The following is a 24659-nucleotide window of genomic DNA, read 5'->3' as shown; positions in this document are numbered from 1 at the left end:
TCACACCGTCCTTGCGCGGGCCGCGCGGATGCGCAGTTGCCGGACATGATCGGCGAACCGTTCATAGGCGGCGGCGACACGATCGGGAACGGCGATCGTGATGCCGTATCGGTACATCAGCGCGCTGATCACGATGGCCACAACCGGAACCGCATAGAAGAGCCACCACAAATCGCCATCCAGCCGGTTGACGTTGAAGACCGCATAGGCCGCCCAGCGGTAGACCAGCGTTGCGCCGATCGTCAGGACAAAGGCGTTGAACCGGGTCTGGCGGTGCGACCGGGTCTGGCCGGCGACGACGAGCGCCACGTAGGCGAACAGGATCGGGTAGAGCCAGTCCGTCATCCGCCGGTGGAACTCGCCATAAAGCCAGCCGGGCTTGCTCTGGAACAGCCAGTCGTTGGGATCCGGATCGATCAGATCCGCCGTCTCGCGTTCCTGCGGGAAATAGTACAGCGCGTCCGTGGCGGATGCGAACTGCGACAGGCTTATCGCATAGGAATTGAAGCGGATGATCGACAGCGAATTGTCATCCAGGTTCTTGCGCTGGATCTGGCCGTTGGTCATCACCATCACGTCGTTGCCATCCACTTTGCCGACGGCGCCCGACTGGGCGTAGTAGAGAAGCGCGAGATGTTCGTCGCGCGTGTCGGAAACCATGATGCCGGAAAGCGCATTTCCGGGCAGGCGCCGGTCGACATAGATCGTCAGGTCATCGTCGATCTTGGTGAACACGCCTTCCTGGATGAGGCTTGTCAAAAGGTCCGTTCGCGACGAGACGAGCAGGTCGCGCAGGCTTCTGTTGGCGCGCGGCTCGATGAAATGGTTGGAAACGAAGACAAACAGGCTGGCGAGAATGGCGACGAGCAGGACCGGCCTTGCGATCATCTGGCGCGAAACGCCCGAGGCCGACATGACGGCGAGTTCGGAGTCCGCGTTCATCGTCGTGAAAACCTGGACCGTGCCGATGACCACCGCGATCGGCAGCACGAGGGCGGCCAGCTGCGGCGTCAGCACGGCGGCCAGCTTCAAAAAGGTGAACATGGATTGGCCGGAAGCCGTGGCGACATCGATGCGGGTCAGCACCTGACTCACCCACACGACGGCGAGAACCGCAAAAAACGACGCAAGCGTAATGACGGAAATCCGGCGAAATATGTAACGCTGTAGCGTATTCAATACCCACCTCTTGGGATCGCCGGATTGGGCGCTGAAACCTGCATCCGCCCGCATTTCGTAAAATTACACGGCGGCGGACAATGGAATATTAACAATATCGATCCGCGTGCTAAGCTTTCGCGAAAGGACGTGGTTAACATTGCGTTGTCACGCCCGCAGGGCCTTGCTATCGCCACCCGGAACGCCAAAATCAAGATGCCGGTTCTCGATTTCGTCACCGGATTCGCGAGTTCACGGCTTCTTTTCAAACCGACAGGACATCCATGACCGTTCTTCCCACCATTTCATTCGCAAAAGTCGCAGCCCCCAAAAAGGGAACTGCCGTTCTCCTGGCCGTAAAGGATGGCAAGACGCCGGCGCTCGCCTCCGAGATCGATCCGTCCGGTGTTCTGGACAAGGCGCTCAAGGTTTCGAAATTCGGCGGCAAGGCAAAGTCGGTGGTCGACGTAGTCGCGCCGGCCGGCTCGCCGGCGGATCGCATCCTGGTTGCGGGTCTCGGCGTGGCCGAAAAGATCAAGATGACCGACTGGGCGGCGTTGGGCGGCCAGATACGCGCCAAGACGGGCTCGGAGAAGAATCTTTCCGTATTGCTCGAATGCGAGGGCCTCGAAATCTCGCCGGAAGCCGCGGCCGCGTTCGCCCAAGGCCTTGTCCTGCGCGCCTACGACTTCGACAAGTACAAGACCAAGAAGGACGACGAGGATAATGCCGATAAGAACGTCGCCCAGAAGGTAACGCTGATGGTCGACAATCCGTCTGCGGCGAAGAAGGCATGGGACACCGCCGAAGCGGTGGCGCGCGGCGTCATGCTGGCGCGTGACCTGGTCAACGAACCGGCCAACATCCTCGGCCCGGTGGAATTCGCCTCCCGCGCGGAGGCGCTCTCCGCCCTCGGCGTGGAAATCGACATCCTCACCGAAAAGGAAATGAAGAAACTCGGCATGGGCGCGCTTCTCGGCGTCGCCCAGGGCTCGGTTCGTCCGCCCCGCCTTGTCGTCATGAAATGGAACGGCGGCAAGGCGAAGGACAAGCCGGTCGCCTTCATCGGCAAGGGCGTGGTTTTCGATACCGGCGGCATCTCGATCAAGCCGGCCGGCGGCATGGAGGACATGAAGGGCGACATGGGCGGCGCTGCGGCCGTGACCGGGCTGATGCACACGCTCGCCGCGCGCAAGGCCAAGGCCAACGTGATCGGCATCATCGGCCTGGTCGAGAACATGCCCGACGGCAATGCTCAGCGCCCCGGCGATATCGTTACGTCGATGTCGGGCCAGACGATCGAGGTCATCAACACGGATGCGGAAGGCCGGCTCGTTCTCGGTGACGCACTCTGGTACTGCAAGGAGACCTTCAAGCCGAAATTCATGATCAATCTGGCGACGCTGACCGGCGCCATCATGATCGCGCTCGGCCAGCATCATGCAGGCCTGTTCTCCAACGATGACGAACTCGCCGGCAACCTGGCGTCGGCGGCCGAGGCCACGGGCGAACCGGTCTGGCGCATGCCAATGGGTCCGGAATACGACAAGCTGATCGACTCGAAATTCGCCGACATGAAGAATGTTGGCGGCCGTTTCGGCGGAGCGATTACCGCCGCGCAGTTCCTCAAGCGCTTCGTCGGCGATGTGCCTTGGGTCCATCTCGATGTCGCGGGAACGGCCATGTCCTCGCCGTCGACGGACATCAACCAGTCATGGGGATCGGGATACGGCGTGCGTCTGCTCGACCGGCTCGTCGCCGATCACTACGAGGGCTGATCCGGCGCCGATGTCCGAGGTCTTCTTCTACCACATGACCGAAACGACCCTCGACGAGGCGCTGCCGGGCCTCGTCGAGAAGTCGATCGGGCGGGGTTGGCGCGCCGTCATCCAGACCGGCGGAGCGCAGAAGCGGGACTTTCTCGACGGCTATCTGTGGACCTACCGGGCGGACAGCTTCGTCGCCCATGCCTGCGATGCTGACGAACGGCCGGCGGACCAGCCGGTGTTCCTGACCGTCCATCCCGAAAATCCGAATGGCGCGCAGATCCGCTTCCTGGTCGATGGCGCTGCGCCGCCGGACGATCTCTCCGGCTACGACCGGGTCGTGCTGATGTTCGACGGCCTCGATGATCAGGCCTTGTCGGAGGCGCGCGGGCACTGGAAGGCGCTCAAGGGCGGCGGCCACACGCTCGCCTATTACAAGCAGAACTCGGGCGGCGGATGGGAGCGCGCGGCATGACGGCGGAAAATGGCAACGGGGAAGGCGAGACGCTTCCCGAGCGCAAGGCGTTCTTCAAGGACATCTACCGCCGCGCCGATGGCGATCCCGGCATGGTGCCATGGGCGGATCTGGCCGCGAAGGCGAAGCTCCACGAATGGCTGGTGCGACATCCGGGCAACGAAGACCTTGCCGCGATCGACATCGCCTGCGGCCTCGGCGACAATGCCGAGGCGCTGGCGGTAGCCGGCTACGCGACGACGGCCTTCGACCTGTCCGATCATGCCATTCGCTGGGCGCGCAAACGGTTTCCGCACTCGCCGGTGGACTACCGGAGCGCCGACCTGTTCAACCTGCCGGAGGCCTGGCGGGAGCATTTCGATCTCGTCAACGAGTGCTACACGCTGCAATCGATGGCGCCCGGCACGCTGCCGGAAACGGCGGCGGCGGTCGCCAGCCTCGTCAAGCCCGGCGGCACCTTGCTGGTCTATGCGCGCTGGCGCGAGGACGGCGCCGAGGTCAACGGTCCGCCATGGCCGCTGGAGAAATCGGCGCTGCATGTTTTCGCGGGCCTCGGCTTCGCGCTCGAACACGAGGACCTGTTCACGGTCAACCGTCCCGGCCGGACGATCCCCCATTCCTTCGCGATCTGGCGCAAGGCGAAATCCGGTTAGGGCGCCAGCATGCGGTTTCTCGGTTTCATCATCCTCGCGGCCGGTCTCGTTGCGGCCTTCGGGCAGGACTATCTGGATATCGGCCTGCCGGCCGGCGAATACCAGCCCTTCGGCTTCGTGATGATCGCTGTCGGCGGTGTCATGTTCCTGCTCGGCGGCCGCCGCAAGCGCAAGGCGCGCCGCGGGAAAGCCGCCGGGGAAGCGGGCAAGACGGTCTCCAAAACCTCGAGCATCGGATACCGCCAGCCGGAACCGGAGCCCGAACCGGAAAAACGCAAGCCCGACATCGTCTGGGGCCGCGACGGCGACGACGACTGACCGGTCAGGCCCCCGTCATCGCGTCCTCGTATTGCGCCGACAACTCCATCCACTCCTCTTCCCAGGCGGCGATGCGGCTTTCCAGGTCGGAGCGCTTTTTCGACAGCGCGACCATCTTGTCGGCGTCTTCGAGAACGGCCGGCGTCGCCATCTCGGCCTCGATAGCCAGAATCTCTTTCTGCGCTTTTTCGATCAAATGCTCGAAATCTTTGATCTTTTTCTTCATCGGGGCGAATTCCTGACGGCGCGCGGCCGCCAGCTTGCGCTTTTCCTTGCCCGACAGGGCCGGGCCGCCCTGTTCGGCGCCGTTCGACCCGTTTCCGGATTTCGCAGGACCCTTGAGGATCAGCCGCCGATAGGCGTCGAGATCGTCGTCATAGGCTTCGACGGCCCCGTCATGCACCAGCCACAGCCGCTCGACGCAGGCCTCGATCAGGTGGCGGTCATGGCTGATCAGGATCACCGCGCCGCGATAGTCGTTCAGCGCCTCGGCGAGCGCCGCGCGGCTGTCGATGTCGAGGTGGTTGGTCGGCTCGTCGAGGATCAGCAGATGCGGCGCGTCGAAAGTGACCAGGCCGATCAGCAGCCGGGCGCGTTCACCGCCCGACAGGTCCCTTGCCTTGGTGTTCATCCGGTCGCCGCCAAGGCCCATCTGGGCGACCCGCGCGCGCACCTTCGATTCCGGTGCTTCGGTCATCAGGGCGCGCACGTGGTCGTAGGGCGTGTGTTCCGGCACGAGGTCGTCGAGCTGGTGCTGGGCGAACATCGCGATCCGGAGCTTGTCGGCGCGCGTGATCCGCCCGCCCATCGGCTGGAGCCGGTTGGCGACGAGCTTGGCGAAGGTCGACTTGCCGTTGCCGTTCGCGCCGAGCAGCGCGATGCGGTCGTCCGCGTCGATTCGCAGGTTCATGTGCTGCAGGATCGGCGTCCCTTCGACATAGCCGGCGCTTGCGCCTTCCATGTTGATGATCGGGGAGGCGGGCTGGCGTTCGGGCGAGGGCAGCCGGATCGGCTGCACGTCGCTGTCGATGGCGACGTCGACCTCGGCCATGCGCTGCAGCGCCTTCAGGCGGCTCTGCGCCTGGCGCGCCTTGGATGCCTTGGCACGGAACCGTTCGACGAAGGCTTCCATGTGCTTGCGCTTGGCGGCCTGCTTCTCCGCCATTTTCGTCATCTGCATCAGCCGCTCGGAGCGGGCGCGGGCGAACTGGTCGTAATTACCGCGGTAGAAGGTCAGCTTGCGCTGTTCCAGGTGCAGGATCGCGTTGGTGGTCGAGTTCAGCAGGTCGCGGTCGTGGCTGATGATCACCACGGTGTGCGGATAGCGCTGGACGTAGTTTTCCAGCCACAGCGTGCCTTCGAGATCGAGATAGTTCGTCGGCTCGTCGAGCAGTAGCAGGTCGGGCGCGGAAAACAGCACCGCGGCGAGCGCGACGCGCATCCGCCAGCCGCCCGAAAAGGCAGAGCAGGGGCGTTGCTGCGCTTCCGCATCGAAGCCGAGCCCGTGCAGGATCGCGCCGGCGCGCGCTTCCGCCGAGTGGGCCTCGATATCAGCCAGCCGGATGTGGATGGCAGCGATGCGGTGAGGATCTGTGGCGGTCTCGGCTTCGGCCATGAGCGCGGTCCGCTCGGTGTCGGCGGCAAGCACCACCTCGAGCAGCGTCTGTTCGGTGCCGGGCGCTTCCTGCGCGACCTGGCCGATGCGCAGCCCCTTCGGCAGTTCGATCGAACCGCCTTCGGGCGACAGGTCGCCGGTAATGAGCTTGAACAGCGTCGTCTTGCCGGTGCCGTTGCGGCCGACAAGGCCGACTTTCATACCCTCCGGAATAACAGCTGTCGCGTCCTCGAACAGAGGCCGGCCCATCATGCGGAAGGTGAGATCGGTGATTTGAAGCATGCCGGGCTTGTGGCCGAAAGCCGGCGGAATCGCAAGCGGGAGGGCGCTTAAAAACAACACCTCAGCGAACGGCGCTACCCACCCTTCACAGACCTCAGTAGCGCCAGGGCCTGATTTTCCGTAACCGCAGAGACGTAGTACCAGCGGCCCTTCTTCTTGCGGAAGGCGCTGTTCTCGCGGTGTTCGGTGACCCTGCCGCCGTCCAGCGAACGCGCGATGAACAGCACCATGCCGCGCGTGTCATCCGGGCCGCCGGCCTCGGTGCGCAGGATTTCCAGTCCAATCCATTGCTTGGTCTCGGCCCATTCGGCCAGCCCCGCCACATCGAGGCTCTTCTGCAGCTTCGGCCACAGGGTTTCCTTCAGATAGGCGATGTCGCGGCGCACGAACGCCGAATAGCGCGAGCGCATCAGCTCTTCAGCCGTCTCTGGCTGTTCCTTGCGCGACAGGAAGCGGCCGCAACAGGCCTCTAAGGTCTTGCCGGACTGGCAGGGGCAGGTGGTCATGGAAGGTCTGCGATCCGATCAAACAGTCATGCCGGGCTTGTGGCCGACAGCCGGCGGAATCGCAATCCGTTCCGGGTGCTATCGAAAAGATTGCGGGCGATGCGCGGTACCGGGCGGCCGCCGCGTCAGCCGAATTCCGCGCCTTCATCGGAGCGCAGGAAATAGATCAGGTCGAGCGCCGGCGGTTCGTGGCCGAGCACCGACAGGATCATGTGCGCATGGCCGCGGTGGTGCGTCTGGTGGTTGAAGAAATGGGCAAGCGCCGGCGCCAGCGGCTGCGTGACCTCCTTCGGATTGGTGACCGGCGTGTAGGAAAACAATCCGTCGAGAGCGTCCTCGTCCAGCGTGTCGATCCATTCGGCGATGCGGTCGTCCATTGCGCCGCGTTCTTCTTTCAGCTCAGCGAAATGCGGATGCGGCAGGTCGCTCAGCACCGTATGCGTCTGGCCGGTTCCGGTGAAGCGGTTCATCCAGATCCGGTCGGCCACCAGCACATGGTTGAGCGTCCCGCACATCGAGCCGAAAAAGGCGCGCACGTCGCGCTCCCATTCCTCGTCGGAAAGGTATTCGGCCGCGTCGTAGAGCCGTTCGTTCGCCCAGCGGTTATAGGCCGCGAACATGCGGTAGTGCTGCAATCCGTTCATTGTTCGAATCCCGTTTTTTCGGGGCGATGGTGCGATGGCGCGCGCCCCTTGGCAAGCCACGCGCGGACAGCTATAGACCGCCCGGATTTCATCATTTCTCCCCCCATTACGACCAAGAGGACAGTCACATGGCCATCGAACGCACCTTTTCCATGATCAAGCCGGACGCCACCAAGCGCAACCTGACCGGCGCGATCACCCAGAAGCTGGAGGAAGCCGGCCTTCGCGTCGTCGCGTCCCGCCGCGTCTGGATGAGCCAGCGTCAGGCCGAAGCCTTCTACGCCGTCCACAAGGAACGCCCCTTCTTCGGCGAACTGACCGAGTTCATGTCGTCCGGCCCGACGGTGGTTCAGGTTCTCGAAGGCGAGAACGCGATCGCCAAGAACCGCGAAGTCATGGGCGCGACCAATCCGGCCGACGCCGCCGAAGGCACGATCCGCAAGCGTTTCGCCAACTCCATCGGCGAAAATTCCGTGCACGGCTCCGACGCGCCGGAAACCGCTGCGGAGGAAATCGCCTTCTGGTTCGCCGGCTGCGACATCGTCGGCTAAACAGCCCAAAGAGCTTCAGATTGTGAAAAACCGGGCCTTCGAGCCCGGTTTTTTCGTTCTCGTTGACCGCGTGGCGCCCTGGGGAATTACCCCAGCATCGTTTTCACTGCGCCGAGCAGGAATTCGTCCTGATAGTGCGCTGCGGCGAAGGAGAGGCCCACGGGGCAGCCGTCGACTGTCAGAAGCGGCGCGGTGACTTCCGGCAGGCGCGCGACGCCAGAGAAGGCCGTAATCGTCATCGTCCGATCGTAGAAATCAATCACCGCTTCGAGGGAGTTCAGTGAGCCTTTCTGTGGCGCGATGACCGGAGTGGTTGGAAAGCAGATGACGACCCCGGGCTCGAGAAAGCTGTTGATTGCCTCAAAGAGCCGCTCGCAGCGGTCGAGACTGTCCAAAGCCGCGATACGGTCGAAGGCCAGAACATTCCCATAGGCCATGGAGAAGGTGAATCCGAGCTCGGGATTATGCGCTTCGATCCAATTCCCGACAGTGCTTTGGAATTCGGCCGTTTGCAGATCCCGCAGCGCGTTTTCGTTGCATTCTCTCAGAGAGGCGCCGGCATCGGCAATCTGCGAGAAGCGGACCGGTTCCGGTGTGATGCCGGTGCGGTCGGCAATCCGCGTCAATGCTGCCTGCACGGCTGTCCGGACAGCCTCATCCGCCACCTCCAGCGCATCGGTCAGGACCAGAATCTGCCGCAGGGGTCTTGCCGGCGCTTTGCCGCTTCGCAAGAGCATGCGCGTGGCCATGTCGAGGTGTTCGCGCCGCGCGGCCAACACTCCCACGGTGCTCACGCTGGGCATAAAGGGCAGGACCCCCGCCTCGGAAATCCGGTGCAGCGAAGGCCGTATCCCCCAGAGACCGCACAAGCTCGCCGGAACGCGGATCGAGCCGCCCGAATCCGTGCCGATCGAGAAATCCGCCAGACCGGCCGCGACGGAGGCAGCAGATCCGCTCGATGAGCCGCCCGGGATGCGGTCGGGGGCTTTTGCGTTGCGCGGAGTGCCGTAAAACTGGCTTTCCCCGTCAAGGCTGTAGGTAAATTCATCCGCGACAACCTTGCCGATGCATCGGGCGCCTGCTGCAAGCAGTTGATCGACGCAGAGCGCGTTGTGTTTCGGCGCCGGATGTGCGTCCCGCCAGGCGGGGCTGCCATAGGACGTCTTGTGTCCCGCTATGTCGATATTGTCCTTGACGGTGAAGCCAAGCCCGTCGAGCGGCCCCGATCTGTGAGGAGGAAGGTCGAGATGTTCGACAAACGCGCCGGTGTGATCGGGCTCTGACAATCGAGTCATGTCGTGTTCCGTTTGCATGTGCTGGCGAGGGGGCGGAAGTCGACGGATAATCGTCGAAGTCCGGCTTCAAGTCCGCAACGTCAGTTCCTCGAACCAGGCGCGGGCATGGTCGGGCAGGGGCTCGGACTTGCGCGTCGTTCCGTTTGTCAGCACGACGATCGAGTCGGCGAATGACCGGCAAACGCCATCCAGGAACACCCCCTGCCTGAATGAGACAGACGAGTTGCCGATCCGGGTAACGCCCGTTCCGATCGCCACCTCGCCGGGCCATGTCATTTCCGCCAGGTAGTCGATCGTGATCCGTACCAGCGAGAAATGGCAGCCGTCCGGAGGCATCCGCTTGTCTGGATCGTAAAGGACCGGTACCCGCCCGGCCTCGAACATCGTCGAATAGACCGCGTTGTTGACGTGGCCCGCCTGGTCCATGTCGTTGTAGCGCAGTGTCTGGACCGTGCGCGCGGGGTAGGCGTCGAGCGGCAGGCTGGCGATGGTATCCTTCATGCTGTTCTCCGGCTGTCTGGCATCCGTCACCGCCTAGCGCATTGTGCGGTGCGACAAAATGGCTTCACCGGCAATTAACACAGACTTGCTGCAATTGGGCGTGTAGGATTTTTGTACGCATATATTGGGGTGAGATGGCCAATCGGGACTATACACGCGGGGAACGCATCGCCGACGGCATCATTCATGTTGTCGGGATAGCCGCGAGCACGGTCGCCGTCATCATGCTTCTCGTTTCCGCGATACCGACCCTCGACGTGTTTTCCACCACCGCGCTCGCTATCTACGGCGTGACGGTCGTCACGCTCTTCTCGGTATCCGCGTCCTACCACATGGTCACCCATGAGACATGGAAGCCGATCCTGAGGCAGTTCGATCAGGCGGCGATTTTCTTCAAGATTGCAGGGACTTACACGCCTTTGGTGATTCTGATCGGCGGCGCTTTCGCCTATGGCGTTCTCGCTTTCGTGTGGATTACGGCGATCCTCGGCGCCGCTGCCAAGATCTTCGTGGCGCACAAGCTCGAGGGCATCACGGTTGGAATCTTCCTGGTGCTCGGATGGGCGAGCCTGACGCTCGCCTGGCCTATCTTCTCCACGCTGCCGGTATCCGCGTCGATGCTGATCCTCGCCGGCGGCCTGCTCTATTCGGTCGGCGTGATCTTCCACCAGTGGAACGGGCTGAAATACCAGAATGCGATCTGGCATGCATTCGTGCTTGCCGCGTCGGCCTGCCATTTCACCGCGGTCGCCGCCGGAACGTTCACGCTCGCCTGATAAAAAACGCATCAGCCCTCTGGACAAATGCCGCCGGGTGCAGAAAATCGCGGTCCTGTTGATGGGGTCGTAGCTCAGTCGGGAGAGCGCGTCGTTCGCAATGACGAGGTCAGGGGTTCGATTCCCCTCGGCTCCACCATCAATCCCTGAAAAATGCGAGATCGCGGCGCCTCTACCAGCGCTCCGCCGCCTTGTCGTCGGCGTCCTTCGCCTCCACCCATTCGCCCGTCGTTCCGTCCTTGCGGTGTTCCTTCTTCCAGAAGGGCGCCCGGGTTTTCAGGAAATCCATGAGGAAACTCGCTGCGTCGAAGGCGGCCTGGCGATGCGCCGACGAGGCGACGACGAGGACGATGTTCTCGCCCGGTGCGATCTTTCCGAAACGGTGGATCACCGTCAGCCCCGTGACCGGCCAGCGCTCGGCGGCCTGCTTCGCGATGCGGGTGATCTCGGCCTCCGCCATGCCCGGATAATGTTCCAGTTCCAGTGCGGCAAGCGTCCCGCCTTCGTCGCGGCAGAGCCCGGCAAAGGTGACGACCGCGCCGACATCCGACCGGCCCTGCGTCAGCCGGGCGCTTTCGGCGGCGATGTCGAAATCTTCCCGCTGGACGCGGATGACGGGGTCCGTCGCCGTCACCTCAGCCTCCGGTCATCGGCGGGAACAGCGCGATCTCGCGCGGGCTCCCGATCGGCTCGTCGTGATCGACATGTTCCTGGTCGACGGCGATGCGGATCGCGTTGTCGACGGCGAGCGCGGCCTCGTAGTTTTCGCCGCGCGTCTTCATCCACGACAGCAGGTCGGCGCCGGTCTTGACCGTTTCCGGCAGGTCGATTTGTTCCTCGCCGACGCCGATGCGCTCGCGCACCCAAGCGAAATAGACCAGTTTCGTCATCACTCATCCTCGATCACATGCTTCAGTCCGGAGCGGAAATAGTCCCAGCCGGTATAGAGGGTCACGATCGCCGAAATCCACAGCAGCACATGGCCCGTTTCGGTGACATAAGGCATGACCTTGTCACCGGCGGGGCCGACGAGCAGGAAGCCGATGGCGACGAGCTGGATCGCCGTCTTCCATTTGGCGAGCCATGTGACCGGCACCGAGACTTCCAGCGAGGCGAGATATTCGCGCAGGCCCGAGACCAGGATTTCGCGGCACAGGATGATGACGCCCGCCCACAGGCTCCAGCCGGCGATCGAACGGTCGGCGGCGAGCAGCAACAGCACGACGGAGACGACCAGCTTGTCGGCGATCGGATCCAGCATCCGGCCGATATTGGAGGTCTGTTTCCACTTGCGCGCGAGATAGCCGTCGAAGAAGTCGGTCAGGCTCGCGGCGGTAAAGATGCCGAACGCCAGCCAGCGCGCGAAATCACTGGATTGCAGCCGCCCTTCCAGGAAGAAACACGCGACGATCAACGGCACCGCGAGAATGCGGGCGTAGGTGAGGATGTTCGGCAGATTGTAAGCGCTGCGGGCCATGACTTTGTGAGAAGCACCGGAAGCCCCGGCGGTCAAGGGCTTATCCTGACTGATGGAAATGATCGTAGATCTGGCGCGCCATCGCTTCGGAGATGCCTTCGACCTTCTCCAGGTCGTCGAGCGCCGCGCGCGCAACGCCTTTTGCGGTTCCGAAATGGTGCAGCAGCGCACGTTTGCGCGCCGGTCCGATACCGCCGATCTCGTCGAGCGGGTTCTTCACCATCTCCTTCTTGCGCCGCGCCCGGTGCGAGCCGATGGCGAAGCGGTGCGCCTCGTCGCGCAAGCGCTGGATGAAATAGAGCACGGGATCGCGCGGCGGCAGGGTGAAATCCGCCTTGCCGGGGATGAAGAAGCGCTCGCGCCCGGCGTCCCGGTCGACGCCCTTGGCGACGCCGACGACGTCGACCGACTTGTCGACGCCGAGTTCCCGGAGGATTTTCATGACGGCGTTGATCTGGCCGAGGCCGCCGTCGATCAGCAGCAGATCCGGCCATGCGGGGATCGCGTCGCTTTCCTCGGCCTCGGTTTCCGCCGACCGGTCGGGGATGCCTTCCTCCTTGACCAGCCGCGAGAAGCGGCGCTCCATCACCTCGCGCATCATCGCGAAGTCGTCGCCCGGCGTCGCACTCTCCGACTTGATGTTGAACTTGCGGTACTGGTTCTTGGCGAAGCCTTCCGGCCCGGCGACGATCATCGCGCCGACGGCGTTGGTGCCCATGATGTGAGAATTGTCATAGACCTCGATGCGCCGCGGCACGCGCGTCAGCTGCAGCGCCTCGGCCGCGCCGGCCATCAGCTTGGCATGCGACGAAGTCTCGGCGAGCCGCCGTCCGAGCGCCTCCTTCGCATTGGTCAGCGCATGGTCCATCAGGTCGCGCCGCTCGCCGCGCTGCGGTTTCGCCACCGCGACCTTGCGCCCCGCCTTCAGTGACAGCGCCGCGGCGAGCAGATCCGCCTCGGCGACCGTTTCCGAGGTGAGGACGAGTTTCGGCACCGGCTTGTTGTCGTAGAACTGCGAAATGAACGCGCCGAGCACCTCGTCGGCTTCGAGCGCCGTATCGGCCTTCGGGAAATAGGCGCGGTTGCCCCAGTTCTGGCCGGTGCGGAAGAAGAACACCTGGATGCAGGTCATCCCGCCCTGCTGCTGGATGGCGAAGATATCCGCCTCGTCGACGGTCTGCGGATTGATGCCCTGGTGGCTCTGGATCGCCGTCAGGGCGGCGATGCGGTCGCGATAGACGGCGGCGCGCTCGAAATCGAGATTTTCGGCCGCCTGCTGCATCGTCTTCGACATCGCGGCCTGGATCGCCTGGCTGCGCCCCGACAGGAACGCCTTGGCCTCGTCGACCAGTTCGGCATAGTCCGCGGTGGAGATCTCCCCGGTGCACGGGCCGGAACAGCGCTTGATCTGGTAAAGCAGGCAGGGCCGCGTCCGGCTCTCGTAGACGCTGTCGGTGCAGGTACGCAGCAGGAAGGCGCGCTGCAGCGCGTTGATGGTGCGCCCGACCGCGCCCGCCGATGCGAACGGGCCGAAATAGTCGCCCTTTTTCGATTGCGCGCCGCGATGCTTGAAAATGCCCGGCGCCTCGTGGTCGCCGGTGAGCAGGATATAGGGAAACGACTTGTCGTCGCGCATCAGCACGTTGAAGCGCGGGCGTAGCCGCTTGATCAGGTTCGCCTCGAGCAGCAGCGCCTCGGTCTCGGTGCGCGTGGTGACGAATTCCATTGCCGCCGTCAGCCCGATCATCCGCGTGATGCGGTTGGAGTGGCCGCGGCCCTGCGCGTAGTTCGTCACGCGTTTCTTCAGGCTCGACGCCTTGCCGACATAGAGCACGTCGCCCTCGGCGTTGAACATGCGGTAGACGCCCGGCGCGTTCGGCAGCCGTTTCACATAGGCTTTGATGAGCTCCGCGCCGCTGAGGTCTTCGGCAAGATTGTCCGCCGTGTCCCAGACGAGATCCTTGCCGAGCGCGGCCACGACGGGGTCGTCGCCGCCGTCCAGTTCGGCTTCGGCAATCTTGTCTGCGTCGGGAATCGGTTTCGCGGTCATTTCTGCATATCATCTGTGTCGCGACGCGGCATCAAGCCCGCGGCGCATTAGGGCGGTGCGCAAGTCACGCCTTGCTGACAGATGGTGCTATTCGGCAATGCCCGCAACGTCCGGCGTTTCCCAGGCCAGATGCTGGCCGCCGTCCAGCGCGATCATCTGGCCGGTGATCGACCGGTTTTCCCACAGGTAGCGGACGGTGGCGCCGAATTCGCTCAGGTCCGGTCCGTGGCCGAGCAGCACGGCTTCGGTCTGCTTGCGGAAATCCTCCTCGCTCTGGCGCGCGCTCTTCATGGTCGGCCCGGGACCGATCGCGTTGACGCGGATGCGCGGCGCGAGCGCCTGCGCCATCGTTTGCGTCATCGTCCATGCGGCGCCCTTGGAGAGCGTGTAGGAGAAGAAATGCGGCGTCGGGTGCCAGACGCGCTGGTCGATCATGTTGACGATCAGGCCGACGCGTCCCTCCGGCAGATTTGCCGCGAACGCCTGCGCGAGAAAGGCCGGCGCTTTCAGGTGGACCGCGAAATGCCGGTCCCAGACGTCCGCGTCGAGATCGCCGATTTCGTCGCGTTCGAAGGCCGAGGCATTGTTGACCAGAAGGTTGACCGGGCCGGCCAGTTCCGACGCCTGCGCGATCAGTCCGGAGACCGCTTCGAGGTCGCAGAGATCGGCGCGCACCGCGACGGCCTCGCGGCCCCTTGCGCGCAGTTCCGCCGCGAATGCCTCGGCTTCGGCGATCGAGCGGTTGGCATGGATGACGACGCCGAAGCCGTTTTCCGACAGGTCTTCGGCGATCGCCCGGCCGATCCGCTTTGCCGCGCCGGTAATCAGCGCCACGCCTTTTGTCTGCACGAGAAACCTCCGCCTTTTCAGAACACCGACACGATATAGGCCAGATAGGCCGCAAACATAGCAGTGCCGAGAATGCGGCCTGTCGTGAAGCGGATGAAACAGATGACGGCAAGTGCGGTAGCCGTCGCCAGCATGATCCACATGTCGCGGTCGATCATGATGGATGAGACCGGAACCGGGACGATCAGCCCGGTGATGCCCATGATCGCGGCGATGTTGAAGATGTTCGAGCCGATGATGTTGCCGAGCGCGACGTCGGCGTTCTTGCGCCAGGCGGCGGCCAACGTCGTCGCCAGTTCCGGCAGCGACGTGCCGACGGCGACGATGGTCAGGCCGATCGCCGCCTGCGAGACGCCGAAGGTCTCGGCGAGCCCCGACGCCCCCCCGACGGTCAGGTGCGCGGCGAGCGGCAGGCCGATGAGCCCGCCGGCCAGCGACAGCGCGATCTTGGCCGGCGCGTGCGGCATCTCGCCCAGTTCGGCGTGATAGTCTTCCGGCTCTTCCTCGTCGATATGGGCCCGCGCCCGCAGGATCTGGGCGAGGATGAACAGCAGCAGGCCGACGAACAGCCCGGCCGCCTCGACGCGCTGCAATATGCCGTCGCTGATCATCCACATGAAGGCGACCGTGAAGACGAGCATCACCGCGACATTGCGCGCCAGCCCGTGCTGGTTGGCGTGGATCGGCGCGAACAGCGCCGGAATGCCCATGACGAGGAGAATGTTTGCGATGTTTGAGCCGACGACATTGCCCACCGCGATGTCGGGCGCCCCGGAAAGTGCGGATTGCAGCGAAACCATCAGTTCGGGCGCCGACGTACCGAAGGCGACGATGGTCAGCCCGATGATCAGCGGCGGGATGCCGAGGTTTTCCGCCAGCCCGGCCGCGCCTTTGACGAGAAAATCGCCGGCGAACACGAGAAGGACGAGGCCGGCGACGAGCATAAGGGCATCAAAAAGCATGTGCATCCGCAATCGGGGGAAATCGTCCCCTCTATATAGGCGTTGTCTGCGTGAAAAAAGGTGAGCCCTCGGGCTGTTGCGGAAAAAACACACCTGCGGGCCTTCATTTTTCGGCCACTGAATCTCCTCATTCCGGCAACGCAAACGCCGCATTCGGGAACCAAATCTGGAACCGGGAGTTTGGGGCACAGACGTGCTCGCCGAACGGCGCTCCGCGCGAGAGCACGTATTCAGGAATCTGAAGGAGAATGAAATGCGTATTTTGACGAAACTTGCCGGTGGCATCGCGATTGCGGCGATGGCCGGAAATGCGGCGCTCGCGGCCGATGCCGTGGAGGCCCCGCCTCAACCGCCGATGGCGGCTCCGGTACAGGTGACGACACCGGCTGCCACGTGGTCGGGCATCTATGTGGGTGCTTTCGCCGGCTACAACTGGGGTAATTTCGACGTGACCACCATCGGCGACATCAATGCCGACGGCTGGAGCGGCGGCGCCTTTGCCGGCTACAACTGGCAGACCGGTCCGCTGGTCCTCGGTGCTGAACTCGACGCCGGGTATTCCGGCGCCAGCGGTACGCTGGGCGGTGTCGAAGCCAAGCAGACCGGCTTCGGTTCGCTTCGCGGTCGCGTCGGCTATGCCTTCGATCCGCTGATGATCTACGGCACCGGCGGTCTCGCGATCACCGGCGCGGAACTGAACGACGGCACGGTCAAGGACAGCAATACGCTCGTCGGCTGGACGGTCGGCGCCGGCGCCGAGGCGCTGTTGACCGACAATGTCTTCGGCCGTCTCGAGTACCGCTATACGGATTATGGCTCCAAGGACTTTACCCTGGGCGCCGGAACCGTGTCCTCGGGCTTTACCGAGCATACGGTCAATGCCGGTATCGGCGTGAAGTTCTGACCGTTAGGCAATCGGACAACAAGAAGCCCGCGCGGAGCGATCCGCGCGGGCTTTTTATATCCGCGTCAGCCCTGCGGGCGCAGTGTCGCGTAGTCCTCGAAGGTTTTCGCGAACCGGTCCTCGAACCGCTTCAGTTTCGGCCGGCCGCGCCGCCAGTTCATATCCGCGAAACGCAGGTCGAGATAGCCGATCATCGCCGCGACGGCGAATTGCCCGCCATGCAGCCTGGTCGTCACCCGTGGCGGGTTTTCGTTCAGCCAGTCGAGCCCGCGCGCGACCTTGCGCGCCTGGAGGTCGAGCCAGGGCTGGTGAACCTTTTCGGCCGGCCGGAACCGCTTTTCATAGACCTGCGCGAGGAGGCAATCGGCGATGCCGTCGCCAAGCGCTTCGAGGCGCTCGGCCTCCATGCGTTTCCGCGTGTTGCGCGGGAACAGCTTGCGCCCGCTCATCCGGTCGAGTTCCTGCATGATGGCCCGGCTGTCGAACAGCGCCGTGCCGTCGTCGAGGATCAGCGTCGGGATCTTGCCGAGCGGGTTGTTGCCGACTAGCAGCGCCGGCTCGTCGTTTGTGTTCACCGTCTCCGCCTCGATCGGCAGGCCGAGCCACGTGGCCGCCATGCGGACCTTGGCGCTGTAGGGGGATGCGGGAGAAAAAAGCAGGCGGGCCATGGAATGTCTTTCTGTCTGGCGTGGTCTATCGGGCAGGGGGCATGACGGCGGTTTTCCTGTCGCAGGCGTCGCCGTCGACTTCCGGGCAGGATGTGAAACCGGTGAGATCGCGTGTCATGCAGATGCGGACGTCGCGAAGGTAGCGGCGGTCGCAGGTGACTGCAATCGCGTTGCCGTGCATACCGGGATTGACGGCTTTAAAGGCTGTCTCGACGCTATCCGGGTTGATGGAGCGGATGTTCTTCGCCGCCCGGTAATCGCCGGGTATCGCCACCGCCTCGAAGGCCATGCGCGTCAGCTTGAAATAGTCTTTCTGGGACAGGCCGGAACAGGTCCCGTGCGTTTTCCATTCGTGACGGATCAGCCCCGTCGAGGGCATGATGTCGAGCATCGAATCCGACAATGACCGCGGCACGCCGAGCGGCTGATCCGTCGGGCAGTCGCTCGGATAGCCTTTCTCGAATTGCGGCCACAGCCCGTGCACGACGAAGCCATGGCTGCGCGACGCGCCGCATTGCTGCGTGTTGGCGTGTTTGCCCTCCGAGGCGCAATAGCTCGGCGACCAGGACAGCGCGAGGACGAGGAAGTCGAAACCGCTGCCTTGGGGAACTGTCGGCCTCTCGGCCGCGGCGTTGCCAGCCGCCGGCGCGGCGCTATCGTCCTCGCAGGCGACGAGCGTCAATACAATCGCCACCAGGGCGCCGGTCAGGGCTGGCGGCGTGCGCACCATCGATCAGGTGAGGATGTGCCTAGCGCAGGACGCGGCAATAACCGTCATGCACGTTCCAGCGGTCGAGGCCGGACAGGCAGAACTCGACATTGTCGCCGAAGACGCCGGCAAAGCCTTCGCCATATTCGATCAGGTACCACAGCGTGCGGGTCTCTCCGTCAGACGTCGCGGCGGTAGCCTGACAATAGAGCCGGTCCACCGAACTGATGTCCTCTTCCATCGGCTCGTAGCGGTTTTCGCGGAAGTTCGAAATCGAGACGATCGACAGGCCCGGCTGATGGTGCACCTCGCGCGCCTGGATGCCGAACCGGCGCTCGATCGACGCCAAATGGCCGGCCTCGGCGCAAAGCGAATCCGGCTGGGCGGCGACATAGGGCCCCGGCGCGACCAGATCGGCGGCCTGCGAGGCGGTTACCGGAGCCGCCGCCAAAATCGTTGCGGCCAGAATTCCGCGTGTGGCAGATGAAACTCGGCTGGACATCGGGTGCTCCTTTTCCGCAATCGCGTGTTGCAAGCTGATTACCTTATTCGCGGACCGCAGTCACCCCGCTTCCTATGGCACGGATGCCACAGTCGGGCGGTTTTTACTCGCCGGCCAGCCAGTTGATCGAGTAGCTGCCGGCCCCTTTTTTGAATTCGAGCACGGAAACGAGCCAGGGCAGGATGGTGCGCAACTCGTTTTCCAGCGTGTAGGGCGGGTTGACGACGATCATCCCCGAACCGTCGAAGCGTATGTCGGCGCCGGACGAGCGCACTTCCAGCGTCGTGTCGAGAATGCGCGGGATCTTCGCCGCCCGCAGTTCCTCGCGGAATTCGCTGATGCCCTTGCGGTGCTTGACCGGATACCACAGCAGAAAGGTGCCCGAGGCGAAGCGCTTGTGGCCTTCTTTCAGCGCGGTCAGGATGTTGAAGAACTCGTGATAGACCTCGAACGGCGGATCGACGAGCACGATGCCGCGGCGCTCCTTGGGCGGCAGGTGCGACTTGATGCCGAGCCAGCCGTCGAGTTCGTTCACCCGGACCTGGTAGTCGCCGGCGAAATGCGAATGCAGGACCTCGTAGTCCTCCGGATGCAGTTCCAGCGCAGTCAGGCGGTCCTGTTTGCGAAACAGCTCGCGCGCGATCATCGGCGAGCCGGGATAGAGCGCGATGCCGCCGGCCGGATTGAGCGCGCGCACGCTGTCGAGATAGGGTGCGATCAGCTCGCGCACGTCGGCCGGCGCCTTCTCGGCCTTATCCAGCACCTTGCCGATGCCGGTCTTCCATTCGCCGGTCTTCTGCGCCTGTTCCGACGACAGGTCGTAGACGCCGAGGCCGGCATGGGTGTCGAGCACGCGGAAGGCGGCGTCCTTCTTCTGCATGTATTTGATGACGCGGGTCAGCACGATGTGCTTGAACACATCGGCGAAATTGCCGGCGTGGAAAATGTGGCGGTAATTCATTCCGCTGCTCCTATCGCGCTCTTGCGCTTGCCGCTAGTGTCCTTGCCATGAATATCGCACCGAAAATCGAGACATTCCGTTCAACCTGCCCGCATGACTGCCCGTCCTGCTGCGCGCTCGATGTCGAGGTCGAGGATGGCGCGCGGATCGGCCGGGTTCGCGGCGCGAAGGACAACAGCTACACCGCCGGCGTCGTCTGCGCCAAGGTCGCCCGCTACGCCGAGCGCATCCATCATCCGGATCGCCTGCTTCATCCGCTGGTCCGCAAGGGCGCCAAGGGCGCCGGCGAATGGCAGCGCGCTTCCTGGGATGCCGCGCTCGATCTGGTCGCCGAACGCTTTGTGGCGGCGGAGCGGGAACACGGTTCGGAGACGGTCTGGCCCTATTTCTTCGCCGGCACGATGGGCCAGGTGCAGCGCGACGGCATCAACCGCCTGCGCCACGCCAAACGCTACTCGAACCAGTTCGACACGATCTGCACCAACATGGCCTGGACGGGCTATGTCATGGGCACCGGCAGGCTCGCCGGGCCGGATCCGCGCGAGATGGCGCTGGCCGATTGCGTCGTCATCTGGGGCACCAATCCGGTCGCCACGCAGGTCAATGTGATGACGCACGCGATCAAGGCGCGCAAGGATCGCGGCGCGAAGATTGTCGCCATCGACATCTACGCCAACGACACCATCGCCCAGGCCGACATCGGGCTGGTCCTGAAGCCCGGAACCGACGCGGCGCTCGCCTGCGCGGTAATGCATGTCGCCTTCCGCGACGGCTATGCCGACCGGGACTACATGGCGAAATATGCCGACGATCCGGCCGGCCTCGAAGCGCATCTGGCGACGCGCGGGCCGCAATGGGCGGCCGCGATCACCGGGCTCTCTGTCGAGGAGATCGAGGCCTTCGCCAAACTGGTCGGAACGACGAAACGCACCTTCTTCCGCCTCGGCTACGGTTTCACCCGCAACCGCAATGGCACGGTCTCGATGCACGCCGCCGCCTGCGTGCCGACCGTACTTGGCTCCTGGCAGCATGAGGGCGGCGGCGCGTTCCACAACAACGGCGCGATCTACAGGCTCGACAAGAGCGAGATCATGGGCACGGCCTATGCCGATCCGGATATCCGCTGGCTCGACCAGTCGAAGATCGGCCGCGTGCTGACGGGAGACGCCGAGGCCCTACAGGACGGACCGCCAGTGACCGCCATGCTGATCCAGAACACCAATCCGGCCAATGTGATGCCGGAACAGGCGCTGGTGCGGCGGGGGCTGGCGCGCGAAGACCTGTTCACCGTCGTGCACGAGCAGTTCATGACCGAGACGGCGGACCTCGCCGACGTCGTGCTGCCGGCGACGATGTTCCTCGAGCATGACGACATCTACAAGGGCGGCGGCCACCAGCACATCATGCTCGGGCCGAAACTGATCGACGGGCCGGGCGAGACGCGGCCGAACCACTTCGTCTTCGAGCAACTGGGCAAGCGCCTCGGCGTCGATCACATGGCCGGCTTCGGCCGGACCGAGCAAGAACTGATCGACGCGATGCTCGCCGCCGGCGGCTATGGCGAGACCTTCGCCAGCCTGAAGCAAAAGGGCTGGCTGGATATCCAGCCGGATTTCGACACGGCGCACTACATCGGCGGTTTCGGCCATCCCGACGGCAAGTTCCGTTTCTCTCCCGACTGGATGGCGGGGCCGTCACCCAACAGCCCGCCGAAATCGATGGGGCCGCAGGGCCCCGCCGGCGCGCTTCCGGCCTTTCCCGACCATGTCGAACTCACAGAAGCCCCTGACGCCGGGCATCCGTTCCGGCTCGCCACGTCGCCGGCGCGCTCCTTCCTCAATTCCACCTTCTCCGAGACGCCCGGCTCGGTGAAGAAGGAGGGCAGGCCGCAGGTGATGATCCATACCGACGATGCGGCGGCGCTCGGCCTTGAGGACGGCGCGGCGGTTGCGCTCGGCAACACGCGCGGCGAGGTGCATCTGCATCTGAAGGTCTCGGACCGCCCGATGCGCGGCACGCTGGTCGCCGAGGGCCTGTGGCCGAACAGGGCGCATCTGAACGGCTGCGGCATCAACACGCTGACCGGAGCCGACAGCGTCGCGCCCTATGGCGGCGCCGCAGTGCATGACGCGAGGGTCTGGGTGAGGGCGCTTTAGCCCTTACGCCTCTGCGGGAATCTGCACCTTCGCGCCCTCTGCGATGGTGCGCGGCGAGCCGTTCAGCTTCTCGATGGCAAAGCCCGCGGCGGCCTTGTATTTCGCCATGAACTCCGCGCGTTCCTCTGCCGGGATCACGTCGTCGATATTGTCGAACTCGCCGCCACAGCGCTCGTCGACCATGTTCAAAAGCCCGAACGGGCCGGCGCCGCGATTGCGCAGGATCAGTTCGGAAACCGGGCCGCACAGCTTCTCGTCATAGGCGGCGAGCGCCTCGCTCGTCACGCCGTGCTCCAGCAGGCACGTGCCGAGCACGCGCGCGTCGATAATCGCCTGGCTCGCGCCGTTCGAGCCCGTCGGATACATGGCATGCGCCGCGTCGCCCATCAGCGCGACATTGCCGTCGCGCCATGTCGGAACCGGGTCGCGGTCGATCATCGGGTTCTCGTAGGCGATGTCGGCGCCGCGCAGCAGCGCCGGCACGTCCAGCCAGTCCCAGGTCCAGCCGTCGAAATGGTGGACGAACTCCTCGAGTTCGACCTGGCGGAACCAGCCGCTGTTCTTCCAGCCTTCGGTGTTGTCCAGCGTCACCTCGGCGATCCAGTTTATCGTGGCGAGCCCGGTCTCCGGATCGGGATGCGAGATCGGGTAGATCACCATGCGCTGGCGATGCGTGCCGAGTCCGACGAAGGACGAGCCGGTGCGGATCGGTTTCGCCTGCGTCGTGCCGCGCCACATGATCGCGCCGCCCCAGTGGATCGGCGGCTGGTCCGGATGCATCTGCGCACGTACGGCGGAGTGGATGCCGTCGGCGCCGATCAGCAGCGTGCCGGTTTCGCGCGAGGTCGTACCGTCGGCGTGCGCGATGATCGCGGTCACCGTGCCGTCGGCATTGTTCTCGTAGCCGGTCACCCGGCAGCCGAGCCGCACCGCGTCCGCCCCGGCCCGCTCGACGAATGTGTCGTAGAGCAGCACGTGGAACAGGCCCCGATGCACCGCATATTGCGGCCAGTTGTAGCCGGCCAGCAGGCCGCGCGGCTCGGAATAGATGTCGTTGCCATTGAGCCCGACCAGCGCCCATTCCTTCGCGGGCACGCCGACTGTGTCGAGGTCATCCGGTCCGATGCCGAGATCGTGGAGTTCGCGAACGGCATTGGGCTGGATGTTGATGCCGACGCCGAGCGGCCGCAGTTCCCTGACGGATTCGAACACGACGCAGGGCACGCCGATCTGGTGCAACGTCAGCGCCGTGGCGAGCCCGCCAATGCCGCCGCCGGCAATCATCACAAGGGGTTTGGCCATCATCTGCTCCTCCGCAAGGCCCGCGGTTCATAGCAAGAATTGCCGATATCTCAACGCCGGCGGTGCAGTTTTATGGAAAACCGGCCAAACCGGGCGATGCGGACAGAAACATCTCCGTGACGAAGTGCATCTGCGTGGGAATGGCTTGATGCGTCCGGGGTCTCATGGACGAAAAACGCGACGCCCGCATTGAGTGGACGTCGCGTTGCTGTAGGTAGTTTACGGCAAATGGAAAGCCTCAGTCCTCGTCATGCTCTCCTGGCGCGGACACGTGCTTTGCGACATAGGCCTTCTCGCCCATGCGGGCGATGAGGTCGAGCTGGAGCTCCAGCCAGGCCATGTGGCCCTCCTCGTCGAGGACAATCTTCTCGAACAGCACGCGCGACCCGACGTCGCCGTCCTCATACGCCTGGCGTGCCGCTTGCGTGTAGAATTCGATCGCCTCCTTCTCGTCGGCCAGGTCCGACTCGAACATGTCGGCCAGCGACTGCGCGCGTGCCGGCGGCTTGGCGAGGCAGAGTTCCGGATCGCCCTTCAGGAACATGATGCGCTCGATATAGGCGTCGGAGTGGCCGAGTTCCTCCTGCATCTCCTCGCGCATCTTGCCGGCGAGGCGGTCGATGCCCCAGTCGTCGAGCACGTGCGCGTGCAGCTGGTACTGATGCGCAGCGCTGAGTTCCATGCTCAGGGCTTTCTGCAGGTTCTTCAGTGTTTCCTTGTGCGCCATGATGGCTTCTCCTTTGACGTGGTTGACCGGCCGCGAAGCTTTACTTGAACCGGTTGAGCGGGATTTTCAAATAGGCGGTGCCGTTGTTTTCGGCTTCCGGCAGCCGGCCGCCCCTTGTGTTCACCTGCAATGCGGCGAGCATCAGTTTAGGCAGCGGTAATGTCGCGTCGTGCCTGTCGCGCAGGGAGACATAATCCGCCTCGCTTTTACCGCCCCTCAGGTGGATGTTCTGGCGCTTCTGTTCGCCGACCGTGGACTCGCAACGGGGATCGCGCCCGTCCGGCCGGTAGTCGTGGCCGACGAAAATGCGGGTCTCCTCGGGCAACGACAGGATCGCCTGCAGGCTGTTGTAAAGCGCAGAGGAATCGCCGCCGGGAAAGTCGGCCCGGCTGGTGCCGCTGTCCGGCATCATCAATGTGTCGTGCACGAAGGCGGCATTGCCGGCGACATAGGTGATCGAGGCCATGGTGTGTCCCGGCGAGAACATCACCCGCACCGGCACGGTACCGACCGCGAACTCCTCGCCGTCGGCGAAAAGGCGGTCCCACTGGCTGCCGTCGGTCGGGAAATCGTCCGGCAGATTGTATATATCCTTCCACAATTTCTGGACCTTGATGACATGCTCGCCGATGCCGGTCGGCGCGCCGAGCTTTTCCTTCATATAGGACGCGGCTGTGAAATGATCGGCATGCGGATGGGTGTCGAGGATCCAGACGATCTCGATCCCGGCGTCGGCGACGTAACGCAGGATTTCGTCGGCGCTGTCGGTGGTCGTCGAGGCCGACATCGGGTCGAAATTGAGTACGGGATCGACGATCGCACCCTTCATGGTCTGCGGATCGTGAAAAACAT

At 64.1% G+C, this 24659-nt stretch carries 28 protein-coding genes and 1 tRNA gene; 10 read left to right on the top strand and 19 right to left on the bottom strand.

What is annotated here, in order from left to right:
- Entirely contained in the window at window positions 1–1179 is a 1179-nt protein-coding gene (locus IG169_RS07450; protein ID WP_193175556.1) for an LptF/LptG family permease, read from the bottom strand.
- A 24-nt stretch (window positions 1180–1203) separates the two neighbouring features.
- Here IG169_RS07450 and IG169_RS07445 point away from each other — a divergent pair, with 24 nt between their 5' ends.
- Genes IG169_RS07445 through IG169_RS07425 form a run of 5 tightly spaced genes read left to right on the top strand, consistent with a single transcriptional unit; the run spans window position 1204 to window position 4370 of the window.
- A complete protein-coding gene (locus tag IG169_RS07445; protein ID WP_193175555.1) occupies window positions 1204–1446 on the top strand; it encodes a hypothetical protein in 243 nt (80 codons plus the stop codon).
- The gene (locus IG169_RS07440) at window positions 1443–2936 is read left to right on the top strand and encodes a leucyl aminopeptidase (protein ID WP_193175554.1); all 1494 of its coding nucleotides are present in this window, start codon (window positions 1443–1445) and stop codon (window positions 2934–2936) included. The genes IG169_RS07445 and IG169_RS07440 overlap by 4 nt, the downstream gene beginning before the upstream one ends.
- A 10-nt stretch (window positions 2937–2946) precedes the next feature.
- Window positions 2947–3399 (top strand): DNA polymerase III subunit chi, encoded by a 453-nt coding sequence (locus IG169_RS07435; protein ID WP_193175553.1) that lies wholly within the window; start codon window positions 2947–2949, stop codon window positions 3397–3399.
- Window positions 3396–4052 (top strand): class I SAM-dependent methyltransferase, encoded by a 657-nt coding sequence (locus IG169_RS07430; protein ID WP_193175552.1) that lies wholly within the window; start codon window positions 3396–3398, stop codon window positions 4050–4052. The genes IG169_RS07435 and IG169_RS07430 overlap by 4 nt, the downstream gene beginning before the upstream one ends.
- 9 nt (window positions 4053–4061) lie before the next feature.
- Window positions 4062–4370 carry a hypothetical protein gene (locus tag IG169_RS07425; RefSeq protein WP_193175551.1) on the top strand — a complete coding sequence of 103 codons (309 nt, stop codon included), beginning with the start codon at window positions 4062–4064 and terminating at the stop codon, window positions 4368–4370.
- Between the two features lie 4 nt (window positions 4371–4374).
- Here IG169_RS07425 and IG169_RS07420 read toward each other — a convergent pair whose 3' ends face one another.
- From IG169_RS07420 to IG169_RS07410, 3 genes are all read right to left on the bottom strand, one after another.
- The gene (locus IG169_RS07420; protein ID WP_193175550.1) at window positions 4375–6267 is read right to left on the bottom strand and encodes an ABC-F family ATP-binding cassette domain-containing protein; all 1893 of its coding nucleotides are present in this window, start codon (window positions 6265–6267) and stop codon (window positions 4375–4377) included.
- A gap of 74 nt (window positions 6268–6341) precedes the next feature.
- On the bottom strand, window positions 6342–6773 hold the full coding sequence (locus IG169_RS07415; RefSeq protein WP_193175549.1) for a YchJ family protein: 432 nt from the start codon (window positions 6771–6773) through the stop codon (window positions 6342–6344).
- Window positions 6774–6898: 125 nt separating this feature from the next.
- The gene (locus IG169_RS07410; protein ID WP_193175548.1) at window positions 6899–7417 is read right to left on the bottom strand and encodes a DinB family protein; all 519 of its coding nucleotides are present in this window, start codon (window positions 7415–7417) and stop codon (window positions 6899–6901) included.
- Between the two features lie 128 nt (window positions 7418–7545).
- Here IG169_RS07410 and ndk point away from each other — a divergent pair, with 128 nt between their 5' ends.
- On the top strand, window positions 7546–7968 hold the full coding sequence (ndk, locus tag IG169_RS07405) for a nucleoside-diphosphate kinase (RefSeq protein WP_193175547.1): 423 nt from the start codon (window positions 7546–7548) through the stop codon (window positions 7966–7968).
- Between the two features lie 86 nt (window positions 7969–8054).
- Here the strand turns inward: ndk and IG169_RS07400 are convergent, their stop codons facing one another.
- The gene (locus tag IG169_RS07400) at window positions 8055–9263 is read right to left on the bottom strand and encodes an amidase family protein (protein WP_193175546.1); all 1209 of its coding nucleotides are present in this window, start codon (window positions 9261–9263) and stop codon (window positions 8055–8057) included.
- Window positions 9264–9329: 66 nt separating this feature from the next.
- Window positions 9330–9764, bottom strand: a complete 435-nt coding sequence (locus IG169_RS07395) for an acyl-CoA thioesterase (RefSeq protein ID WP_193175545.1) — start codon at window positions 9762–9764, stop codon at window positions 9330–9332.
- 134 nt (window positions 9765–9898) lie between these two features.
- On the opposite strand from IG169_RS07395, the gene trhA reads away from it, so the two are divergent.
- Both trhA and IG169_RS07385 read left to right on the top strand, forming a co-directional pair.
- On the top strand, window positions 9899–10540 hold the full coding sequence (trhA, locus tag IG169_RS07390; RefSeq protein WP_193175544.1) for a PAQR family membrane homeostasis protein TrhA: 642 nt from the start codon (window positions 9899–9901) through the stop codon (window positions 10538–10540).
- 63 nt (window positions 10541–10603) lie between these two features.
- Window positions 10604–10679, top strand: a tRNA-Ala gene (locus IG169_RS07385).
- 33 nt (window positions 10680–10712) lie between these two features.
- Here the strand turns inward: IG169_RS07385 and IG169_RS07380 are convergent.
- The 6 genes from IG169_RS07380 to IG169_RS07355 all read right to left on the bottom strand — a co-directional run bounded on the left by IG169_RS07380 (window position 10713) and on the right by IG169_RS07355 (window position 15878).
- A complete protein-coding gene (locus tag IG169_RS07380; RefSeq protein WP_193175543.1) occupies window positions 10713–11174 on the bottom strand; it encodes a molybdenum cofactor biosynthesis protein MoaE in 462 nt (153 codons plus the stop codon).
- A 1-nt stretch (window position 11175) separates the two neighbouring features.
- Window positions 11176–11430, bottom strand: a complete 255-nt coding sequence (gene moaD / locus IG169_RS07375; protein WP_193175542.1) for a molybdopterin converting factor subunit 1 — start codon at window positions 11428–11430, stop codon at window positions 11176–11178.
- The gene (pgsA, locus tag IG169_RS07370; protein WP_193175541.1) at window positions 11430–12017 is read right to left on the bottom strand and encodes a CDP-diacylglycerol--glycerol-3-phosphate 3-phosphatidyltransferase; all 588 of its coding nucleotides are present in this window, start codon (window positions 12015–12017) and stop codon (window positions 11430–11432) included. Before pgsA ends, moaD begins: the two co-directional genes overlap by 1 nt.
- A gap of 40 nt (window positions 12018–12057) precedes the next feature.
- On the bottom strand, window positions 12058–14067 hold the full coding sequence (uvrC, locus tag IG169_RS07365; protein ID WP_193175540.1) for an excinuclease ABC subunit UvrC: 2010 nt from the start codon (window positions 14065–14067) through the stop codon (window positions 12058–12060).
- Window positions 14068–14154: 87 nt separating this feature from the next.
- Entirely contained in the window at window positions 14155–14916 is a 762-nt protein-coding gene (locus IG169_RS07360) for an SDR family oxidoreductase (protein ID WP_193175539.1), read from the bottom strand.
- Between the two features lie 17 nt (window positions 14917–14933).
- Window positions 14934–15878, bottom strand: coding sequence for a calcium/sodium antiporter (locus IG169_RS07355; protein WP_193175538.1), 945 nt, complete (start codon window positions 15876–15878; stop codon window positions 14934–14936).
- 253 nt (window positions 15879–16131) lie between these two features.
- Here IG169_RS07355 and IG169_RS07350 point away from each other — a divergent pair, with 253 nt between their 5' ends.
- Window positions 16132–16782 (top strand): outer membrane protein, encoded by a 651-nt coding sequence (locus tag IG169_RS07350; RefSeq protein ID WP_193175537.1) that lies wholly within the window; start codon window positions 16132–16134, stop codon window positions 16780–16782.
- Between the two features lie 65 nt (window positions 16783–16847).
- Here IG169_RS07350 and IG169_RS07345 read toward each other — a convergent pair whose 3' ends face one another.
- The 4 genes from IG169_RS07345 to IG169_RS07330 all read right to left on the bottom strand — a co-directional run bounded on the left by IG169_RS07345 (window position 16848) and on the right by IG169_RS07330 (window position 19622).
- The gene (locus IG169_RS07345; protein ID WP_193175536.1) at window positions 16848–17450 is read right to left on the bottom strand and encodes a glutathione S-transferase; all 603 of its coding nucleotides are present in this window, start codon (window positions 17448–17450) and stop codon (window positions 16848–16850) included.
- A 25-nt stretch (window positions 17451–17475) separates the two neighbouring features.
- Window positions 17476–18144, bottom strand: coding sequence for a ribonuclease T2 family protein (locus IG169_RS07340; protein ID WP_343225612.1), 669 nt, complete (start codon window positions 18142–18144; stop codon window positions 17476–17478).
- A gap of 55 nt (window positions 18145–18199) precedes the next feature.
- Window positions 18200–18661, bottom strand: a complete 462-nt coding sequence (locus tag IG169_RS07335) for a hypothetical protein (protein WP_193175534.1) — start codon at window positions 18659–18661, stop codon at window positions 18200–18202.
- Window positions 18662–18764: 103 nt separating this feature from the next.
- Window positions 18765–19622 (bottom strand): 23S rRNA (adenine(2030)-N(6))-methyltransferase RlmJ, encoded by an 858-nt coding sequence (locus IG169_RS07330; protein WP_193175533.1) that lies wholly within the window; start codon window positions 19620–19622, stop codon window positions 18765–18767.
- 47 nt (window positions 19623–19669) lie between these two features.
- On the opposite strand from IG169_RS07330, the gene IG169_RS07325 reads away from it, so the two are divergent.
- Complete coding sequence (locus IG169_RS07325; protein ID WP_193175532.1) at window positions 19670–21778, top strand: molybdopterin-containing oxidoreductase family protein; 2109 nt, start codon at window positions 19670–19672, stop codon at window positions 21776–21778.
- A 3-nt stretch (window positions 21779–21781) separates the two neighbouring features.
- Here IG169_RS07325 and IG169_RS07320 read toward each other — a convergent pair whose 3' ends face one another.
- From IG169_RS07320 to IG169_RS07310, 3 genes are all read right to left on the bottom strand, one after another.
- Complete coding sequence (locus IG169_RS07320; protein ID WP_210325913.1) at window positions 21782–23080, bottom strand: flavin-dependent oxidoreductase; 1299 nt, start codon at window positions 23078–23080, stop codon at window positions 21782–21784.
- 238 nt (window positions 23081–23318) lie between these two features.
- Window positions 23319–23807 carry a bacterioferritin gene (locus IG169_RS07315; protein ID WP_193175531.1) on the bottom strand — a complete coding sequence of 163 codons (489 nt, stop codon included), beginning with the start codon at window positions 23805–23807 and terminating at the stop codon, window positions 23319–23321.
- Between the two features lie 40 nt (window positions 23808–23847).
- The coding region (locus tag IG169_RS07310) for an MBL fold metallo-hydrolase (protein WP_193175530.1) at window positions 23848–24659 on the bottom strand (812 nt) is incomplete at its 5' end.

The sequence above is a fragment of the Oricola nitratireducens genome (genome assembly GCF_014904745.1).
In the GTDB taxonomy this organism is placed as follows: Bacteria; Pseudomonadota; Alphaproteobacteria; order Rhizobiales; family Rhizobiaceae; genus Oricola; species Oricola nitratireducens.
This window is presented reverse-complemented; position numbering and strand designations above follow the sequence as displayed.